Raw genomic sequence first — 18645 nt, 5'->3', positions numbered from 1 at the left:
TTATGAGAAGAATTGTATATCCTATAACCCTGGGTTTCCTCGTATTTGTCCTAAGCTTTCAACTGCTTAAAGATGAACCCTCCGAGGAAACCGGGGTTCTTTCTAATTCACCTGAACCAACTATAACTCAAGCGGAAACGATCGATAATAAAGTAAGTACTCAGTCGGAAGATGTTTTGGAAAAGGCTCCGATCAAAAAAAATTATGAACCGGCAGTGATGGCTCCCACAGATGCAGCAGAAGGAATAGTTCCAGTCCGATTAACCATTCCTTCTATCGATGTCGATGCTCCTATTGCACCACAGGGATACACGGAGCAAGGCGGAATGGCTGTCCCTAACAGTGTGACAGAAGTAGGCTGGTTCGAGCCCGGCACGAAACCGGGAGCTACTGGAAATTCTGTTATAGCTGGACACGTGGATGGGCGGAACGGTCCTGCTGTCTTTTACGATTTAAAAGACCTCAAAGCGGGAGATTCGATCTATGTAGAAGGAAAAGGCGGAGAGAAACTGACGTATACCGTTCAGAAAGTCGTGGCTCATCCATTGGACAATTCCCCGATTCGTGAATTATTCGGCCCTACGAATGAGAAGGCTTTGAACCTGATTACCTGCACGGGTCCTTACGATGATGAAGCGCAGGAATACACGGAGAGACTGGCGGTTTATACTGTTCTTTCCAGTTCATAAATAGAACATATTCCACTCAAAAAATTAATATGGATTTCACAAAATTTTTATTCACTTTTTTGAGAAAATCGATTATTATAAATCTAGATGATGCTGTATTAGCTAGGGAAGGCAAATGGTGCGCCACCAGGGGATATCCTGGTTCTAGTGGGTTCGATTCCCACCCCGAATTTTTGTGAGCAATTGATAAAAATTCGAGGGTGGTCTGAGCCTACTATTCAGCGTTATTTTCCCGCGCGGTTTAGATCACCCTCCTTTAATCAAGGAGGGATTTTTTATGCTAAAAAGACGTGATTTACATGATGCCCCGGTCCTTTTTGAATTGATGAGCCACCCAGAAGTTTTCCCTTATGTCCGTCATAAAGCTTCATCGAGTGACGAGTTTTACTTTTTGACGAAGCAAACCATAGAAGCAGAAGATCGGGGTGAATTAATTTCACGTACCATCCTTGATGAATGGGGACAGCCGATCGGAACCATCAACCTTTTTGATATTGATTCCCAAATGGGTTTTCTTGCCACTTGGCTCGGCAGGCCTTATTTTGGAAAAGGTTACAACCAGATAGCGAAAGAAGCCTTCTTTGAAGAAACGTTCTTCCAGCTGGGCATTGAAGCTATTTTCATGAAGATTAGAAAAACCAACGTAAGATCCATGAAAGCTGCTCTTAAAATTCCTTATGTAACCTTAGGTAACGAATCCTATCCTGACATCCACTCCTGGGTGAACCGGAAAGAAGATATCTATGACTTGTTTGTCATTACGAAAGAACAATATATGTTCCACTACTACGGAGAACAAGAACAAAATGAGGAAATGCTAGAAGCATAAGCACTGCTTATGCTTTTTCATTTCCCTTCTTTCTATCTGTGGATAAAATTATCCACACCCTTGTTAATATAGTGGGTAAGTCTGTTAACTACCTGTTTCCCGCTTGTGTATTTTGTGGATATTTTAACGTAAAGGAGGGGAACGGAGCATTCGTTTCATCCGCTTGCTCCAGTTCTATTCCATTTAAAGGAATTTGAATCTCAGGTGTACCATGCACGCCTGCCGCTATTTCATATTTGTTAAATATTAAAAACAGCTGATCATCTGCGACGTAAAAAGCCGTATTATCTCTTACTTTGGTGAATTTATCTTGATTGTAGGTGTCAGGTTCCTGAGCGATGACTTTCTGAACGCGCTCGTTTAACTCCTCCATGTCGACCAGTTTATTTAGCGGAACCACTTTTCCATGATCCTTGTTTTCAAAATTTACAGAAGTAACCGTAGAGTTGTATTGTTCTCCACGCGAAATATGGGAGGTCATGACGACCGAGTATAGGTCCTTCTGTCTGTAAACTCCTGTTTCTTCATAGTAAAGAACAGGCATCCCCATTAAGTCGCTCGCTCCCCTTTTTACATCACGAAAGGTATCTTCAAGTTTTTGGACAATTTTTGTATTGACCTCCTGCTGTAAATCCTTATCCTCCAGTTGATCAAATAAAGGATAATCCACGTGTATTTCCCAATCATGCGTAATTTGATCTTTATGTTTAATTTTATAGTGACTTTTCGCTTCTCCTATGTTTGAACCACTGACGATAAACATAGCTGCCATAATAATTATCCAAACCTGCTTCAAAGCTAATCCCTCCTGTACCCTTTAGTTTGACCCAATCAGAAAAAATTACAGCGGCTGTAGAATTTTTTTAAGATCCTTACGAGTTGCTGCCATCATAAAAATATTGTTTTTTTAGAAATTTTTGGTACAATAAATAACAATTTACATAAAGGAGGGGATCCGAATTGGTACGAAGACTGCATGAAGCTGATGACCAGGCCTGTCAGCAATTATTAGCGAAAAGACCTGCGGAAAACTTATTTATTATTGGAGATATTGAGAATTTTGGATATGAACAGGATTTTCAGAAATTATGGGGCGAATTTGATAAAAATCAGCAATTAGTCGCCATTTTATTAAAATACCATAATAACTACATCTGCTATGCAGAAGGAGAATTCGATGCCCCGGCATTTGCAGAAATTATCAATGAAGACCCTGACTTTATGCAGCTATCCGGGCTGCAGTCTATTACAAGCCAGATCCTTTCTCACATTCAGCACCCAGCACCAAAAACGAGAACATTGTATTATGCCAAGTGTGAGACAACAGCTTACTTGGATCAAAAGGCAGACACCGAAAATGTTCAGCGTGCCAAATTAGGTGATATTCCTTCAATTACCAGGCTTCACAGTCTCATCCCAGAGTTTGAAATGGACAACAGCCGGGAGGACAGTATGAAAAGAGGTCTTCAAAACGGTTCTGCACGCACTTATTTTATTAAAAATGACCACGACATTCTCTCATGCGCTTCCACGACGGCCGAGAATTCCATGTCCGCCATGGTAGTCGGAGTCTGCACCCATCCTGACCATAAGAAACAAGGGTACGCGAGTATATGTATGACAAAACTCTGCCACGAATTATTAGCAGAAGGAAAAATGCTCTGCCTCTTCTACGATAATCCTGAGGCTGGAAGTATATATAAACGACTTGGATTTGAGGATATTGGTAAATGGATGATGCATGTGTTTCACCCTGTAGAGCAGGTAACCTGAGGCATTAAGTAATCATTTCCCCTTCCCCAATTAATCATTAAAAAGCTGCCGAAGTTTCTCGGCAGCCTGATACGGATCCTCGTGCTCCGTTTTTTATGCATTTTTTTACAGAATCCCTATAGAAGCCAGAAGAATGACCACCGCTACCGAAATAATTGGTATGAGCACGGCCACAACAAATATATCCTTATAGCTGTCTTTATGCGTCATGCCCGTAATAGCAAACAACGTGAGGACAGCTCCGTTGTGCGGGAGTGCATCGAGTCCGCCTGACGATAACGAAGCAATCCGGTGAAAAGCTTCCGGACTAATGCCTGTATCCATAGCAATTTCATAGTACTTCGAACCAAGTGCTTCAAGCGCAATTCCCATGCCCCCTGAAGCTGAGCCAGTTGCACCGGCAAGAACGTTTACTGCAACGGCTTCAGAAATCAGCGGATTTCCTTTTACGCCCATAAGGATTTGAGTCAATCGTTCAAATCCAGGCACTTCTCTTACGACGGTCCCGAATCCAACAGCTGCACTCGTATTAATGATGGCAATAACTGAACCGCTTGCTCCCGCATTAATAGAAGTAACAAATCCTTTAAACTTCGTTATATTCAGAAGCATGATTAATACAATCCCTGTAATGAGAGCGGTTACAACATCCCATTTAAAAACGTTCAATGTAATCAAAACCGTAAGTAAAGGTAATAACGATAATAAAAAATTAGGATTACTCTGTTCTTCTACATCCACTATTTTTTTATCTTTTGGTTCAGTAAATACATCACCTTTGTCCGTCAATTTCTTCTCCTGCCATCTCAGATAGAAATATCCGCCTCCGGCCATAATAATGGCCGCTATAATCCCCATCACCGGAGCCGCCGTCGGATCTGTATTAAAATAATCCATCGGGATCAGGTTTTGTATTTGCGGACTTCCTGGAATAGCTGTCATGGTGAAAGTGAACGCACCAAGAGCTACGGTAGCCGGAATTAATTTTCTGCTGATATTAGCCTCACGGAATAAAGACAAAGCGAGAGGATACACAGCAAAGACGACAACAAATAAGCTGACGCCTCCATAGGTTAAAACGGCTGCCGAAGCCAGCACTCCGAGGATGGCACGCTTCGTTCCAATTACTTTGGTTAAGGCAACTGCAACAGAACGAGCCATTCCCGTATCTTCCATCAATTTGCCGAAGATAGCTCCAAGCATAAACACTGGAAACCATGCTTTGGCAAAGTTAACAAACCCACCCATATAGGTGTCCGTATAAGCTTCCAGTAAATCCAGTCCCCCTGTGAGGGCCACGATCCCCGCTGCGATTGGAGCTACCCAAATAATAGACCATCCCACATAGGCAAGAACCATCAATACAACGAGACCTAGAAAAATTCCTAACATAAAGATTCCTCCTTCCCTTATATCCGCATTTTATTGGGCTTCAACCACCATGGCGATGCCCTGGCCACCACCTATACATAAAGAGGCGACGCCATATTTTTCATTTCTTCTCTGTAATTCTTTAATTAGGCTGTATAGTACCCGCGTGCCGCTGGCACCAATTGGGTGTCCAAGGGCAATGGCTCCTCCGTTTACGTTTACTCGACTGCGATCCAAACCTAATTCTTTCTCTACTGAAAGGTATTGGGCTGCAAATGCTTCATTTACTTCCACCACGGCCATATCATCAAGTGTGAGTCCAGCCTTCTTCAGTGCTTGTTTAATAGCTGGCACCGGGCCGATCCCCATATAGTCCGGCTCAACTCCGGCAACACTCCAGGAAACAATCCTCGCTGCCGGTTTAAGATTTTTCTCCTCTACAAACTTCTCACCAGCCACTACAACCGCTCCAGCTCCATCATTAATCCCGCTTGCATTTCCACCGGTAACGGTTCCATTTTTTCTAAAAGCTGGTTTCAATTTGGCTAAGAATTCCGGCTTTGTATCCTCCCGAATATGTTCATCCGTATCGACCATTTCGGTGGATTTCCTGGACTTAACTTCTACTGGCACAATCTCCTCGGAAAATCTACCGCTGTTGCGGGCCTCTGCTGCACGTTTGTGACTCTCCGCTGCATATTCATCCTGCTGTTCCCGGGAAATGTTGTGCTTCTCCGCAAGATTTTCAGCGGTCACTCCCATTCCTCCTCCGATATACTCATCGGTTAAAGCTGACCACAACATGTCATCTACTTGAGGAGCTGCAAGTTTCGTCCCAAAGCGGCTCCCTCGCAGCGCATGTGGAGCTAAGCTCATACTTTCCGTTCCGCCCGCGAGCGCTGCTGAACCTTCACCTAAAAGGATAGACTGAGCTGCTGATATAACTGACTGCATGCCCGATCCGCACAGTCGATTTACGGCGAAAGCCGGACTTTGAATGGGAATACCTGTTTTTAAGGCCATATGCCTTGCTAAGTAAGGCGCATTGTTAGCTGAATGAATGACATTCCCCATTACTGTGAAGTCAATATCCTCAGGGGTTACTCCGCTGCGCTTGATCGCCTCTTTACTGACGGTTACCCCAAGATCAGTCGGATCTACATCTTTCAAGATACCTCCGAAGCTTCCAAATGGAGTTCTAGCACCTTCTAAAATATAAATATTCTCCATAATTTTCACACCTTCCCTTTCATTATTGAGCGGTGTAACCGCCATCTATAACCACAGCCTGGCCGGTTACCCCTTTTGATTTATCACTAGCCAAAAACAATGTGTAATCGGATATCTCCTGTACCGAAAGCAAACGTTTCTGCGGGACAAGCGGGTAAATTACTTCTTCCAGTACCTTTTCCAGGGACACCCCTCGATTAGCTGCTAAATCTTGCAGCTGGTTACGGACAAGTGGTGTATCCACATAACCCGGACAGACCGCATTGACGGTAATTCCATGTTCCGCTCCTTCAAGCGCCGTTACTTTCGTCAGGCCGATCACTCCGTGTTTGGAGCTATTGTAAGCGGACTTGCCTGCAAATCCGATTAGACCATTGATAGAAGCCATATTGATGATCCGACCGAACCCTTGTTTTTTCATAATCTTAAATACATGCTTGGTTGCCATAAACGGAGCGACCAGCATCACTTTCGTAATGAATTCAAATTTTTCGGTCGGAAATTCTTCTATAGAGGCTACATGCTGTAATCCTGCATTGTTGATCAGCACATCTAATCGTCCATATTGCTCCACAGTTTTATCAATTGCTTCTTGCAGCTCCGTTTCTTTCGTCACATCGCACGTCAGCCCGATGGCCTGATAGCCTGCTTCGGTAACTTCAGTCGCTGCTTCCATTACCTTCTTTTCGTTCATGTCGCTCAAAACGACCTTTGCTCCATTCTTTGCAAATTCCATTCCAATTTCATATCCGATACCGCTTGCGGCTCCTGTGATAAATACAACTTTATTTTTTACCATTGTGAATAATCCCCTTTAAGAAAAAATTAAAAAGCAGCTGATGATAAATGCTCACTAAGCTTCAGTGATGGTTCTGTAGATGCTACTACGTCATCCACCGTCCATCCTTCGGCTACCTCCACTAAGGTCAGGCCTTCATCCGTTACGTCGATCACGGCGCGATCGGTGATAATGCGGTTCACAATGCCTTTACCGGTCAGGGGAAGCTTACACTGCTTCAATATCTTCGGCTCGCCATATTTGTTCACATGATCCATAATGATGACCACTTTTCTGGCTCCGTGGACAATATCCATAGCTCCTCCCATGCCTTTAATCATCTTGCCCGGGATCATCCAGTTCGCTAAGCTTCCATCTTCCGAGACTTCCATCCCACCTAGAATGGCTAAATCTAGATGTTCACCGCGAATCATGGCAAAGGACTCAGCACTGCTGCAGTAGGAAGCCCCTTTCGAAGCGGTGACCGTTTCCTTACCGGCATTAATTAGATCTGGATCTACTTCTTCTTTATAAGGTGAGCGGCCGATGCCAACCAGTCCGTTTTCAGAATGAAGTACAACCTCTTTTTCCGGCTGAATATAATTCGCGACCATCGTAGGCATGCCGATCCCTAAATTCACATAGTAACCGCTTTCAATTTCCTGTTCAGCTCTTCGGGCGATTCGTTCTCTTACTGCTGCTTTATCCAAAATAACTCCTCCTTTTAACTTTTAGGCTTCTTGTCGTAATGTCAGACGTTCAATTCGTTTTTCCTGCTGTCCTTGTATTAATCCCTGAACGTAAATTCCCGGAGTATGAATGTGTTCGGCATCCAGATCCCCAGTCTCTACAAGTTCTTCAACCTCAGCAATTGTAATTTCACCTGCTGTTGCCATTTCCGGATTAAAATTACGGGCCGTTTTGTTATAGACTAAGTTTCCGAAACGGTCTCCTTTCGCTGCGCGCACTAATGTAAAATCAGCGGTCAGACCGGTCACCAGCATATACTCTTTTCCTTGAAACGTACGTACTTCCTTTCCTTCCGCAATCGGAGTCCCCACTCCTGCCGGGGTATAGAATGCTGGAATACCAGCCCCTCCTGCACGAATTCTCTCTGCCAGAGTCCCTTGAGGTGTAAGCTCTACTTCTAGTTCTCCTTCTAGAACCTGACGTTCAAATTCTTTATTTTCTCCTACATACGAACCGATCATTTTATCAATTTGTTTATTTTTGAGGAGTAAACCGAGCCCCCAATCATCTACTCCGCAATTATTCGAAATGACGGTTAAATGTTTAACATTTTTCTCTACTAAGGCCATTATTAAATTCTCCGGTATGCCTACTAACCCAAATCCTCCAACCATGATGGTCGAATGATCCTTAATCTGATCTACAGCTTCTTCAAATGAAGAATATATTTTTTTCATATCTTCCAGCTCCCTTCCCCCTAAATACATGCAAGGATCGTGCCAACTTTAAAACGTGTCGAAAATGTTCATAAAATCGCCTTTTACCATCGTAAAAAACCAGACACCATTCCAAGTAATTGGAATTCATACAGGAGATACGTTTACTAACGATTCATGTAAACCCTTTCATCACATAAAAAAAAGAACCATTCCAGGATTCCGGAATGGCTTTCCAGAAATCTGGAATGGTTTACAATTCATATTTTTTTACTTTTTCATAGAGACTCGACTTTCCAATGTGGAGCAGAGCCGCTGCTTTTTCCTTGTCTCCATGCACCTGTTTTAGTGTTCTTTCAATCGTCTGCTTTTCTGTGGCTTCCATAATTTCTTTCAAACTTTTATTATCATCAAATTGTGAATGATTCCTTTTCAGGCGTTCAGGTAACTCCTGAATGCCGATCGATTCCTCATTTGTCAAATACACCGCAGCTTCAATCACATTCTCAAGTTCACGAACGTTTCCCGGCCACTCGTACTGTTGGAAACTCTCGTACACTTCCGGTTCAAAATCAATCACTCTCTTTCCCGTCCGCTTCGTTATTTTTTCAAGAAGAAATTTAGCAAGCAAGCGAATATCATCCTGACGATCTCGAAGCGGAGGGATATGGATAGGGACGACATTGATTCTATAAAATAAATCTTCTCGGAAGCGCTGCTCGGCAATCATCTCCTCGAGTGGCTGATGGGTGGCTGTAATGATACGAACATCAACCTTTTGCGGCGCGGTGGATCCCAGCGATTCGATTTCTCCTTCCTGCAGTACTCGGAGAATTTTAACCTGGGCCTGGAGCGGCATATCGCCAATTTCATCAAGAAAAAGAGTCCCTCCATTAGCCAGCTTAAACTTTCCTGCTTTTCCCCCTTTTTTAGCACCTGTGAAAGCGCCATCCTGATACCCAAATAATTCTGATTCAATGAGATGGTCAGGGATAGCAGCACAATTCACTTTAACGAAAGGTTCCCTATGGCGGTCGCTTAAATGATGGATGCTGTGGGCAATTAGTTCCTTTCCTGTTCCGCTCTCGCCTCGAAGTAAAACCGATACGTCCCCTGGTGCTACTTTTTTAATCTTATTTTTCAGCTCTTCCATTTCAGGCGAACTGGTAACCATATCGTGAAGCGAATAATCCACTCCATTCAGCTTCTTCATCTGGCTGCGGTACGATTCCAGTTCAAGAAAAAGATCTCTGATATGGCTGTTCAGCTTCTTCCAGTCTTCTGTATCTCGAAATAGAACCATGCCAAGAGCGCCCACTACTTTTCCATCAGCACGAAGTGGAATACGGTGGGCAATCATATAGTTGCCGCGAATAAATTGCATATCCGCCATTTCTTCTTCTCCTGTTTCTACCACAATGTGCATACGACTGTTTTCAATGACCTCCGTCACATGTTTTCCGATTGCGCTTTCTTTATCCACTTCCAGAAATTCGCTATAACTCTCATTTAAATAGGACACCATTCCCTGTTCATCTACTACTACGATACAGTGATTTACATTGCCGAAAATCGTCTCTAATATTCCATCCCGATTATTTTCCAACATTTCAAGCATTTTTTCACGCTCCCGGTAAACGTTCATTTACCGTTCATTTTATCATGTTAACGGTTTCATACAATCGATATATTTTTTTGGCTCTGTTAAAGTTTAATGTTGATTTTTCATAAGAGCCTTATTACGCAATAGAGCCGGATTGTGGAAGACTCAGCTTCGAGATAAATTGGGCCCGTTACGCTGTGAGGAGGGGGCTGGTGGGGAAATAACTCGCTTTCCTATGGGGGAACGGTGAGCTTCCTCGCTCGTTTCACTCCCTGCGGGATCTCACCTGATTCCTTCTCCCATGGGAGTCTCGCCATTTCCCCACCAGCCCCAGCTTTATTAGGAAGAACGGCCCCTTCGGAAAAAGAGAATTCTGTTCTCCTTAACCTGGCTGGAATGCTTATATAACAGGCTCTATCCCATAGTTTCAGCTTGATAAAAGGATAAAGCGGTTTCGATCTTCTGATTTGGCAAAGTCCGGAGGGGGATGATGTAGACTCCTGTGGGATGAAAATGACAGGGGAGACCCCGTAAGGCGAAGCCTGAGGAGGCTCCGCGCATTCCCACGGAAAGCGAAATCATCCCCCGAAGAACTGTCCTCTCAGCCTAAATATCTCGAAACTGAATCTTACAGAAAAGGGAGGTTTACCTTAGAATCAAGATGGAAGTTTAACAGCACCATTTTTTTTACCATACAAAAAACCGGAATCCAATTGGATTCCGGTTCTATATGTGATTCATTAATCAAGAAAACTTTTGTCGACAAGTCCTTCCAGATTTGGTTTTTCTTCAAGGAAACCAAGTTCATAGGACGAATTAGCAAAATCCTGAAGTGTTTTTTCTTCTACTTCATACGTGAAGTCGATACGTTCCCAGGCATTGTCTATCACAGACTGAGATAGCTCCTGATCAGTAATTTCTTTGATTTTTTTAATCGCAATTGATTTCGCTTCATCTGGATTGTCTTGAATAAATGTCGTGGCTTCTTTATGAGCTTCTACAAGGTTATCGACCATATCCGGGTTATTCTCAACAAGATCCTGAGAAGTTACAAACACCGCCGCAGGTAGAGTTTCTCCATATGCTACGTTTGGTGTATCCACAAGAACTTTTCCAGTTCCTTCTTCTTCAATGGAAGAAGCCCATGGTTCCGGTACCGTTGCTACATCGACTTTGCCGCTTTCAAATAAGCTCGCATAAGTGGCTGGTTTACCTGTTACGTGCTTCATTTGACCGTCAATACGGCTTGAGGTGATGCCGTACTCTTCTTTCATCATCGTTTCGAACTGAACGTCATGAGTACATCCTACACGAGGAGAGATAAACGTCTTTCCAGGCATATCTTCCGGCGTCGTAATATCTGCACCGTTTCTAGCCATAATAACCGTACCTCCAGTTGAACCAGCCGCTACAACATTAATTTTAGCGCCGCTTGTAAAGTGGTTCATCGCTGGTCCGGGTCCAACTAGACCGCCCTCGATATCGCCGGTCTCAAGAGCCGTCATGAAAGCTGAACCATCTGGGAAGTATTGATAGTTCACTTTTGTTCCATCAGGCAGTGTTTCTGAGTACAAATCTTTTTCTTCCGCAACCATGCCGGCTACGTGGTTAATATTCGGGAAGTAGCCTATGGTAATTTCTTTATTGCCTTCACCGTCTCCGCTTGCACTAGAGGATTCTCCTCCACCACATGCAGCAAGGATCAGACTTAATGTTAGTAACGTGAAAACAGAAAATAATTTCTTCATATTTCTTTGCCCCTCTCTTATCTATGTTTTTAATAAACCCCAGCGTTTCATTACATTCTTCTCTAATTTTGAAAAAACAAGCTGATCAACGACAGCTCCAATAACGCCAATGATAATAATAATTCCTATAACTTGATCCATTCGGGCGTAATCCTGCGCGTAACGTAAGGAATATCCAAGTCCAGGACCGTTACTTAATAACTCCCCGGCCATTAATGCACGCCAGCTGAAAGCCCAGGCCAGACGCAGACCGGACATGAAATAAGGAACACTTGACGGAATTTCCACTCGGAAAAAGAGGGAAAGTCCATTGGTTCCCATCGTTCTCGCTGCCCTTACCAGCTGTGGCGGGACACTATGGATGGCAGAACGGACATTCAGCGCCATGACAAACGTTCCGCCCAATACAACGACGAATACGACAGCGAACTCTGAAAAACCGAACAGCATAATTGCAAGCGGCACCCAAACAATACTTGGGATACTTTGCAAAGCAATTAAATACATCCCCGCTGTTTCATCAGCCTGCTTTGATTTACCAAGAATCACTCCAAGGATGGTTCCAAACAGGATCGCGAGTGAAAGTCCACTGAATAAATGCCTGAAACTTGCGCCCAGGGCAGTTAGAAAATCTCCAGTGGTGAACCCTGTTATCAGCGCATCCCCTACCTGCAAAGGCCCCGGAAAAACGATTTTCTCATAAATACCTAATGAATAGACTAATTGCCAAATCCCTATAACGGCGAGTAAAAATAGAACTCTTTTAAGAATGACTTTCATAACTAAGCTCTTCCTTCAGGACTTTATTAATTTCTACCTCGAGGAGACCCATTACTTTTTTCTCAAGTTCGATAACTTCAGGGTCATCGCGTCTCCTTGGTCTGGGCAGGTCAATATTGAAATCAGCTATGATCTTACCCGGACGTGTTCCCATAACGATTACCCGGTCAGACAGCTTAATTGCTTCTTGAATACTGTGAGTAACGAAAAGGATAGTCTTTTTCGTTTCTTCCCAGATTTTCATCAATTCTTCATGAAGAATGTGACGTGTCTGCTCATCAAGCGCTCCGAACGGTTCATCCATCAGCAGCACTTTCGGGTCCATTGCAAGAGCTCTAGCAATAGCCACCCGCTGCTGCATGCCTCCGGACAGTTCATGCGTATAATGCTCCTTAAAACGGCTCAAATGAACCATTTGCAGAAAACGATCCGCCTTCTCTTCTGCATCTTTTTTAGATCCCATACTCTTCAAAGGGAACATCACATTCTCTTTGACATTCAGCCATGGAAAAAGGGAGGCCTGCTGAAAAATCATGCCCCTGTCCGTTCCTGCTTTCTTAATTTCCTGTCCCTCTAATACAATGGAACCTTTTGAAACACTTTCAAGACCTGCCACCATGGAAAGAAGAGTAGACTTCCCGCAGCCGGAGGGACCAAGGAGGGATACGAATTGATTTTGTTCTATATTTAAATCGATTCCAGAAAACACTTCAAAGCTTCCCTGGTTTTTATCGTCAAACGTTTTACTCACATCATTGATCTGTAAAAACATGGCGGCCCCCTAACACAATAATTCCTATAAACTTACTATGTTTTAATTATAGTATTAGATTATACAGATATTCGAAATAGTGTGTCAACTTGATTTGGAACATTCATGAATGATTTTTTTTAAAATCGTAGTCCTCCCCGTCATTCGCCGCGTAATCGGACATTTAAAGAAATTTAATTGGTAAAGGTTTCAAATTTTGAATATGTGATAAACACTTTGTAAGAAAGGTGGTATCAATCATGGATCAAATGTTATTCGTTCAAACAGGAATGGGAATTGACGTTCATGGTCAAAACATTACAAAAGCCGCCGTACGTGCGATTAAAAATGCTATCCACACAAATTCTATGCCAGGCATACGCGAGGCTTTGCCCGAAAAATCGCTTGATAATATGAAAACAAATGTGAAACTGGCTTTGCCTTGCGATCATGATCAACTGGACCATGAGGAAGTAAAAAAAGCAATCCCTTATGGTGAAGTAACGATTGAAGTTATGGAAGGCGGCATGAAAACTACGAGCGGAATTGTTCTTGAGGATAAGGACGATAAAAACGATCAAATGTACATGGTCAATACTTCCATCGAAGTTGGCTACTAAACCTATAATTAATCTACAAGAAAGGGAGCTTCCACTAAGCGGAAGCTCCCTTTCTTATTTTTCTAAGTGCAAAATTCTATTATATGTCTAGAATATTTCCGTTACATAAGTCTTCGTTTGGAGGTCCGGGAAATCACTCGCTTTCCATGGGCGTACGGTGAGCTTCCTCGGGCTATGACCTGTGGGATCTCACCATGTCCGATTATCCCATAGGAGTCTCGAAATTTCCCGGACCTCCTGGCGATGATATTGAGAAAGTCAATACCAAGAGATGTATGGACGAAAACAAGGAATGGCTCTTATTCTATAGGGCGTATGAAGAACGTAAAAGTCCCCAAGTATTCGCTTACTATTCAAACCTGAAAATAATGAGAAAGCTCACCTCATATAATGGTTTTAATCCACGTGGGCAAGCTATAAAACGTGTTCTGAGGGTTCTCCCTGCATCATAATCCAGTGTTACTCCGGGGTGATTTCGAGTCACAGCTATCGCAAGGTCCGGAGGGGAACGGCGAGACTCCTGCAGGATGCACATGAAGGGTGAGATCCCGGAAGGCGTCAGCCTGAGGAAGTTCAGCGCAAGGGATGTTCGACTAAGACCGCCACGTCCTGTGGCAACGTCGAACGACCCTGCGTCGTGCAGGGCCGCGGAAAGCGAATCGTCCCCCGCAGGGCCATCACTATGATCCAATATCTCGAAACTAAGTCTTACAGTAATCGTCCCTATACTTGAATAAATGAAAGATCAATATTGGGGAGCTATTTTTTACACGAAAAAGGAAAGGCCATGTGACCTTTCCTCCTTTTTTTAATCCTCTGATCGTTCCGCTTCGGCTTCATCCATGTCATCCATGTACTTGTCATAATGAACATTGCGTTCAAACGTCACATGATCAGCTCCCGTGTATCCATGCATATCAGTAGATACAAAAGGCTCAAATTCTTCTACATACCCAGTTCCATCCTGATTGTCCATTAAAGATGAATCATCGTAAGTCATGCTACTCTGGTTAAAGGAAGCAACCTGTTCATAAGCATTCTGCTCATTGTATTCAGGATCATCGGCATCCCTTCCGTAATTCGCCTCCAGGTCTTCAAGAACCTCTTCTTCAACGGGGCGGTCTTTCGACATTTCCTGATTCGTAGACGCTTGAGATACAGTGCGTGCAGTCGGAAATGCCTCCAGTCGTTCATTTGGAATCGGCTTGCCTGTTTTTTCACAGATGCCGTATTTTCCTGCTTTCATTTGGTTAAGGGAATACTCAATATCCGAGAGCTCTTCTTTTAAATGTCCTAAAAGAGCAATATCTTTTTCTCTTTCATACAATTCGCTTCCAGAATCCGCCGGATGGTTATCATACTGCGAAAGTTCACCTGAAGCCATATCACTGGCAAAGCCACGCTCTATTCCCAATGAATTCTTTTCCAATAAACGGGTCTCTATTTCCATCTGTCTTTCTTCTAATTGTTTTTTGTAGTGTTCGTAATCCATACTTTCCACTCCTGCTTCATAGTCCTTCTTAGTGTGGCTTACGAACAGGTCTCTATACAAAGAGTGTGCTGGTAAATCTCCTTGTTGATTTTTTCAAAACCCGCTGGTTTTCTTGAGCCCTGAACGATACTGGGGAATGGAAAGTAAATCATATCCTCCAAGACCATTAACCGATCATTGGGCTACTCAAGGCTACCGTACCCTAATTCATTTTTGTCGTCAGCTAACTCGATTGCGACTAACAATTTTCAAAAAAAGCGCCTCCCCAAAGGGCGGCGCTTTTCATAATTATTTACGTAAAGCCTCAAGAAAATCTTCTTTCAAATCTTCAATATCTTCAAGTCCGATGGATACACGGACAAGCCCGTCGGTTATACCAAGCTCACCCCGGCGCACTTCCGGAATAGAAGCATGTGTCATTTTAGCCGGGACAGAAATTAAGCTTTCCACTGCTCCAAGACTTTCAGCAAGGGTGAAGTAGCGGACATTCTGCAGCACTTTATCTGCTTTTTCCCCGCTTCCTACGTCAAAAGAGATCATTCCGCCGTTTCCGCGTGCCTGATTCTGATGAACATCATGACCCACGTGCTCTGTAAGACCTGGATAGTAAATGTTCGTCACCTCTGGAAGTCCTTGTAAAAACTCAACGAAGCCCCGCGTGTTTTCTTCAATTTCTTCCATACGGACACCTAATGTTTTAATACCGCGCATAAGTAGCCAGGCATCCTGCGGTCCGAGAATACCACCAGAGGAGTTTAGTACGAAATGAACCTCTTCAGCTAATTGTTCAGAGTTCACAACAACCAGTCCGGCGACTACGTCACTATGTCCGCCCAGGTATTTCGTTGCACTGTGAAGAACGATGTCTGCTCCGAAATCAATTGGGTTCTGCCAGTAAGGCGTGCTGAATGTATTATCCACGATGAAGGTTAAATTATGAGTTTTAGCAAGCTCAGAAGTTTTCTTAAGATCCGTTATTTTTAACAAAGGATTCGTCGGCGTCTCAACATATAACGCTTTCGTGCGCTCGGTCATCGCTGCTTCAATGTTTTTGGAATCACTAGTATCTACAAAGCTTGCTTTGAGACCAAAGCGGGTGATCACCTGGGAAACGAGGCGGTATGTTCCGCCGTACACATCATCCGTAAAAATAATATGATCTCCCTGTTTAAAGGTCATGAGGACAGCGGTAATCGCAGCCATTCCAGACCCAAAAGCAAAACCGGCATAACCGCCTTCAATTTCTTTAATTAATTCTTCAAGAGCAAAACGAGTTGGGTTGCCGGTTCTGGAATACTCATATCCCCGATGCTTTCCTACCCCGTCCTGTGCATAAGTACTAACCTGATAAATGGGTACAGAAACTGCACCGGTTTTTTCATCTCCTGTAATACCACCATGAATTAATTGTGTTTTCTTTCTCATAAACTTCACTCCTCATATATCCCTTGGCTTAAGTATCGTTCACTGCTATCCGGAAAGACCGTTACAATTCTGGCACCAGGTTCAGCTTGCTCCGCTTCACGCAGAGCCGCTTCAAAAGCTGCTCCGGATGAGCTGGCTACAAGCAGCCCTTCATTTAATGCCAGTTCCTTTACACGTTGAAAGGCAATGGAATCCGGAATCGTATGAATAGCATCAAAATAAGAGGTGTCCATATAAAAAGGCAGGAATTCCATGCCAATCCCTTCTGTATCATGCGGACCAGCCTTCCCTCCATTAATGACAGAGCCTTCTGGTTCGACAATTACTGTCTTGATCGCTGGATTCTGCTCTTTTAAATAGCGGGAAGTTCCCATAAAGGTTCCACCTGTTCCAGCACCAGCAAGGAAAATGTCAATTTCTCCATTCAAATCTGTGTGTATCTCAGGTCCTAACGTTTCGTAGTATGCATCGGGGTTTGCTTGATTATTAAACTGCTGCAGATTAAATGAATCTGGAATGTCATTAACCAATTCATCCGCTTTTTTGATGGCTCCGCGCATCCCTTCTTCTGTGGGAGTGTTAATCACTTCTGCGCCGAGAGCCCTCATCAGTGTCTGTTTCTCTTGACTGAACTTTTCAGGGGTGACAAACACAACGCGGTATCCTTTTCCAACAGCAGCAAGGGCAACTCCAATGCCTGTGTTGCCTGCGGTAGCTTCAATAATCGTTCCGCCCGGCTTTAGTAGCCCTCTATTCAAGGCGTCCTCAATCAGTTTTAAACCCAGACGGTCTTTTATACTACCGCCTGGGTTCATGAATTCAAGCTTAGCAAAAATACGCGCTTGATTCGGGATGTCCGAGTGAGTAAGCTCGATCATCGGTGTATGACCGATTAACGATTGAACATTCCTGACATAACTCATCGCACTCTCACCCTTCGTTTATTAAAAAACTTCCGTCCATTCATTACGTTTGTTAAGCAGTTCACGCGCAAGTTCCTGTGCACCTTCTAAGCTGTGGCTCGCTGCGAATCCGCATTGTACTTCATTGCAGGCTGGAACTTCTGTAGCATTTAGTACGTCTTTCAGTGTGTTCTCTACAACCTGAAGAATATTTTCATAACTGTCATCATTTAATACAGCAAGATAAAATCCTGTCTGGCAGCCCATTGGACCGATATCGATAATACGGTCGTGATGATTACGGCTGTTTTCAGCCATCAGGTGTTCAAGGGAATGAAGAGCCGGCATATCCATATGCTCCTGGTTAGGCTGTTTCACACGGATATCATATTTGTAGATCTTGTCACCTTTATCTCCTTCGGTTACACCGACAAGGCGGATATAAGGAGCTTTCACTTTCGTATGATCCAGGTTAAAGCTTTCTACGTTCATCTGTGTCATAAATCATTCTCCTTTTTTTGCCTGAATCAACCAGGCGTAATTATTTATTTGTTTAAATGATACCTCAAATCCCTGATTAGAAAACATTTCCTTCAGCTCATCGAGATACCCGTAATACTCTTCCTGTAAATCCTGTGCCAGATTCAAGTGACCGGATTTTTCCGCATTTTTAATTAATGCTTGTTTATGAGCTTCATCCTTAAAAAGCGTATCGATAAAAATAACCTTGCCTTTACTTTCCAGTTTATCATCAAATTTCTGAATTGCTTCTATTTTTTCACTGGTTGTTAAATGATGAAAGGCAAAAGAACTGACAATGGACTGAATAGGTGTTATCAACTGAGGATAATTAAGAAAATCTCCATCATAAATGGCTGCTTCCGGACACTTCAAGTTGGCAATCCTCCGCATTTCGGATGATGGTTCAATACCAATCACAACTTTATTCTGTCCGATCATTTTACGAGTCAAATTAGCTGTCCCTACACCAAATTCCATAACCGGAGAAATGGAGAGACCGGCCAGAAGTTCCAGCATATCCTCATAACCCTCAAAAACCTCTTTGTATTCTGGATCATTTCCAGACACTGTATCATCATATGAACTCGCCCATTGGTTAAATAGGTCGACAAATTCTACGCCCATCTTTCTTCCAACCCCTTAATCTTAATAATCCCTATCAACAAACTCGGAATTATATGTTTAATGTATCATATTTCAGAGGGGGGCTCAACGGAATAGTCTTAA

19 protein-coding genes are annotated in these 18645 nt (G+C 43.3%); 4 read left to right on the top strand and 15 right to left on the bottom strand.

The annotated features are described in order from the left end of the window. Positions 1 to 2 precede the first annotated feature (2 nt). Both HBHAL_RS05145 and HBHAL_RS05140 read left to right on the top strand, forming a co-directional pair. The gene (locus HBHAL_RS05145; protein ID WP_014642302.1) at positions 3 to 689 is read left to right on the top strand and encodes a class F sortase; all 687 of its coding nucleotides are present in this window, start codon (positions 3 to 5) and stop codon (positions 687 to 689) included. Positions 690 to 966: 277 nt separating this feature from the next. Beyond that, complete coding sequence (locus tag HBHAL_RS05140) at positions 967 to 1518, top strand: GNAT family N-acetyltransferase (protein WP_014642301.1); 552 nt, start codon at positions 967 to 969, stop codon at positions 1516 to 1518. A gap of 88 nt (positions 1519 to 1606) precedes the next feature. Here HBHAL_RS05140 and HBHAL_RS05135 read toward each other — a convergent pair whose 3' ends face one another. Further along, the gene (locus HBHAL_RS05135) at positions 1607 to 2314 is read right to left on the bottom strand and encodes an RsiV family protein (protein WP_014642300.1); all 708 of its coding nucleotides are present in this window, start codon (positions 2312 to 2314) and stop codon (positions 1607 to 1609) included. Between the two features lie 164 nt (positions 2315 to 2478). On the opposite strand from HBHAL_RS05135, the gene HBHAL_RS05130 reads away from it, so the two are divergent. Continuing rightward, complete coding sequence (locus HBHAL_RS05130) at positions 2479 to 3291, top strand: GNAT family N-acetyltransferase (protein ID WP_014642299.1); 813 nt, start codon at positions 2479 to 2481, stop codon at positions 3289 to 3291. 105 nt (positions 3292 to 3396) lie between these two features. Here HBHAL_RS05130 and HBHAL_RS05125 read toward each other — a convergent pair whose 3' ends face one another. From HBHAL_RS05125 to HBHAL_RS05085, 9 genes are all read right to left on the bottom strand, one after another. After that, positions 3397 to 4683, bottom strand: a complete 1287-nt coding sequence (locus HBHAL_RS05125) for a GntP family permease (protein WP_014642298.1) — start codon at positions 4681 to 4683, stop codon at positions 3397 to 3399. A 30-nt stretch (positions 4684 to 4713) separates the two neighbouring features. Beyond that, complete coding sequence (locus HBHAL_RS05120) at positions 4714 to 5892, bottom strand: thiolase family protein (RefSeq protein ID WP_014642297.1); 1179 nt, start codon at positions 5890 to 5892, stop codon at positions 4714 to 4716. 22 nt (positions 5893 to 5914) lie between these two features. Further along, positions 5915 to 6691: a 3-hydroxybutyrate dehydrogenase gene (locus tag HBHAL_RS05115; RefSeq protein ID WP_014642296.1), complete on the bottom strand. Its 777-nt coding sequence runs from the start codon at positions 6689 to 6691 to the stop codon at positions 5915 to 5917. Positions 6692 to 6717: 26 nt separating this feature from the next. Beyond that, positions 6718 to 7380 carry a 3-oxoacid CoA-transferase subunit B gene (locus HBHAL_RS05110; protein WP_014642295.1) on the bottom strand — a complete coding sequence of 221 codons (663 nt, stop codon included), beginning with the start codon at positions 7378 to 7380 and terminating at the stop codon, positions 6718 to 6720. A gap of 21 nt (positions 7381 to 7401) precedes the next feature. Continuing rightward, positions 7402 to 8097 carry a CoA transferase subunit A gene (locus HBHAL_RS05105; protein WP_014642294.1) on the bottom strand — a complete coding sequence of 232 codons (696 nt, stop codon included), beginning with the start codon at positions 8095 to 8097 and terminating at the stop codon, positions 7402 to 7404. A gap of 232 nt (positions 8098 to 8329) precedes the next feature. Continuing rightward, positions 8330 to 9694: a sigma-54 interaction domain-containing protein gene (locus tag HBHAL_RS05100; protein WP_014642293.1), complete on the bottom strand. Its 1365-nt coding sequence runs from the start codon at positions 9692 to 9694 to the stop codon at positions 8330 to 8332. Between the two features lie 725 nt (positions 9695 to 10419). Then, complete coding sequence (locus HBHAL_RS05095; RefSeq protein WP_014642292.1) at positions 10420 to 11427, bottom strand: aliphatic sulfonate ABC transporter substrate-binding protein; 1008 nt, start codon at positions 11425 to 11427, stop codon at positions 10420 to 10422. Positions 11428 to 11448: 21 nt separating this feature from the next. Then, entirely contained in the window at positions 11449 to 12207 is a 759-nt protein-coding gene (locus tag HBHAL_RS05090) for an ABC transporter permease (RefSeq protein ID WP_014642291.1), read from the bottom strand. Further along, positions 12191 to 12979: an ABC transporter ATP-binding protein gene (locus tag HBHAL_RS05085; protein ID WP_014642290.1), complete on the bottom strand. Its 789-nt coding sequence runs from the start codon at positions 12977 to 12979 to the stop codon at positions 12191 to 12193. Before HBHAL_RS05085 ends, HBHAL_RS05090 begins: the two co-directional genes overlap by 17 nt. Positions 12980 to 13218: 239 nt before the next feature. Here HBHAL_RS05085 and HBHAL_RS05080 point away from each other — a divergent pair, with 239 nt between their 5' ends. Then, a complete protein-coding gene (locus tag HBHAL_RS05080) occupies positions 13219 to 13578 on the top strand; it encodes a Lin0512 family protein (protein WP_014642289.1) in 360 nt (119 codons plus the stop codon). A gap of 808 nt (positions 13579 to 14386) precedes the next feature. Here the strand turns inward: HBHAL_RS05080 and HBHAL_RS05070 are convergent. From HBHAL_RS05070 to HBHAL_RS05050, 5 genes are all read right to left on the bottom strand, one after another. Beyond that, on the bottom strand, positions 14387 to 15070 hold the full coding sequence (locus HBHAL_RS05070; RefSeq protein ID WP_014642288.1) for a TraR/DksA C4-type zinc finger protein: 684 nt from the start codon (positions 15068 to 15070) through the stop codon (positions 14387 to 14389). Positions 15071 to 15358: 288 nt separating this feature from the next. Next, positions 15359 to 16495, bottom strand: coding sequence for a bifunctional cystathionine gamma-lyase/homocysteine desulfhydrase (locus HBHAL_RS05065; RefSeq protein WP_014642287.1), 1137 nt, complete (start codon positions 16493 to 16495; stop codon positions 15359 to 15361). Between the two features lie 5 nt (positions 16496 to 16500). Further along, positions 16501 to 17418 carry a PLP-dependent cysteine synthase family protein gene (locus HBHAL_RS05060; protein WP_014642286.1) on the bottom strand — a complete coding sequence of 306 codons (918 nt, stop codon included), beginning with the start codon at positions 17416 to 17418 and terminating at the stop codon, positions 16501 to 16503. Between the two features lie 21 nt (positions 17419 to 17439). Beyond that, the gene (locus HBHAL_RS05055; protein WP_014642285.1) at positions 17440 to 17898 is read right to left on the bottom strand and encodes an S-ribosylhomocysteine lyase; all 459 of its coding nucleotides are present in this window, start codon (positions 17896 to 17898) and stop codon (positions 17440 to 17442) included. 3 nt (positions 17899 to 17901) lie between these two features. After that, positions 17902 to 18543, bottom strand: coding sequence for a methyltransferase domain-containing protein (locus HBHAL_RS05050; protein ID WP_014642284.1), 642 nt, complete (start codon positions 18541 to 18543; stop codon positions 17902 to 17904). Positions 18544 to 18645 lie beyond the last annotated feature (102 nt).

Source organism: Halobacillus halophilus DSM 2266 (genome assembly GCF_000284515.1).
GTDB lineage: Bacteria > Bacillota > Bacilli > Bacillales > Halobacillaceae > Halobacillus > Halobacillus halophilus.
This window is presented reverse-complemented; position numbering and strand designations above follow the sequence as displayed.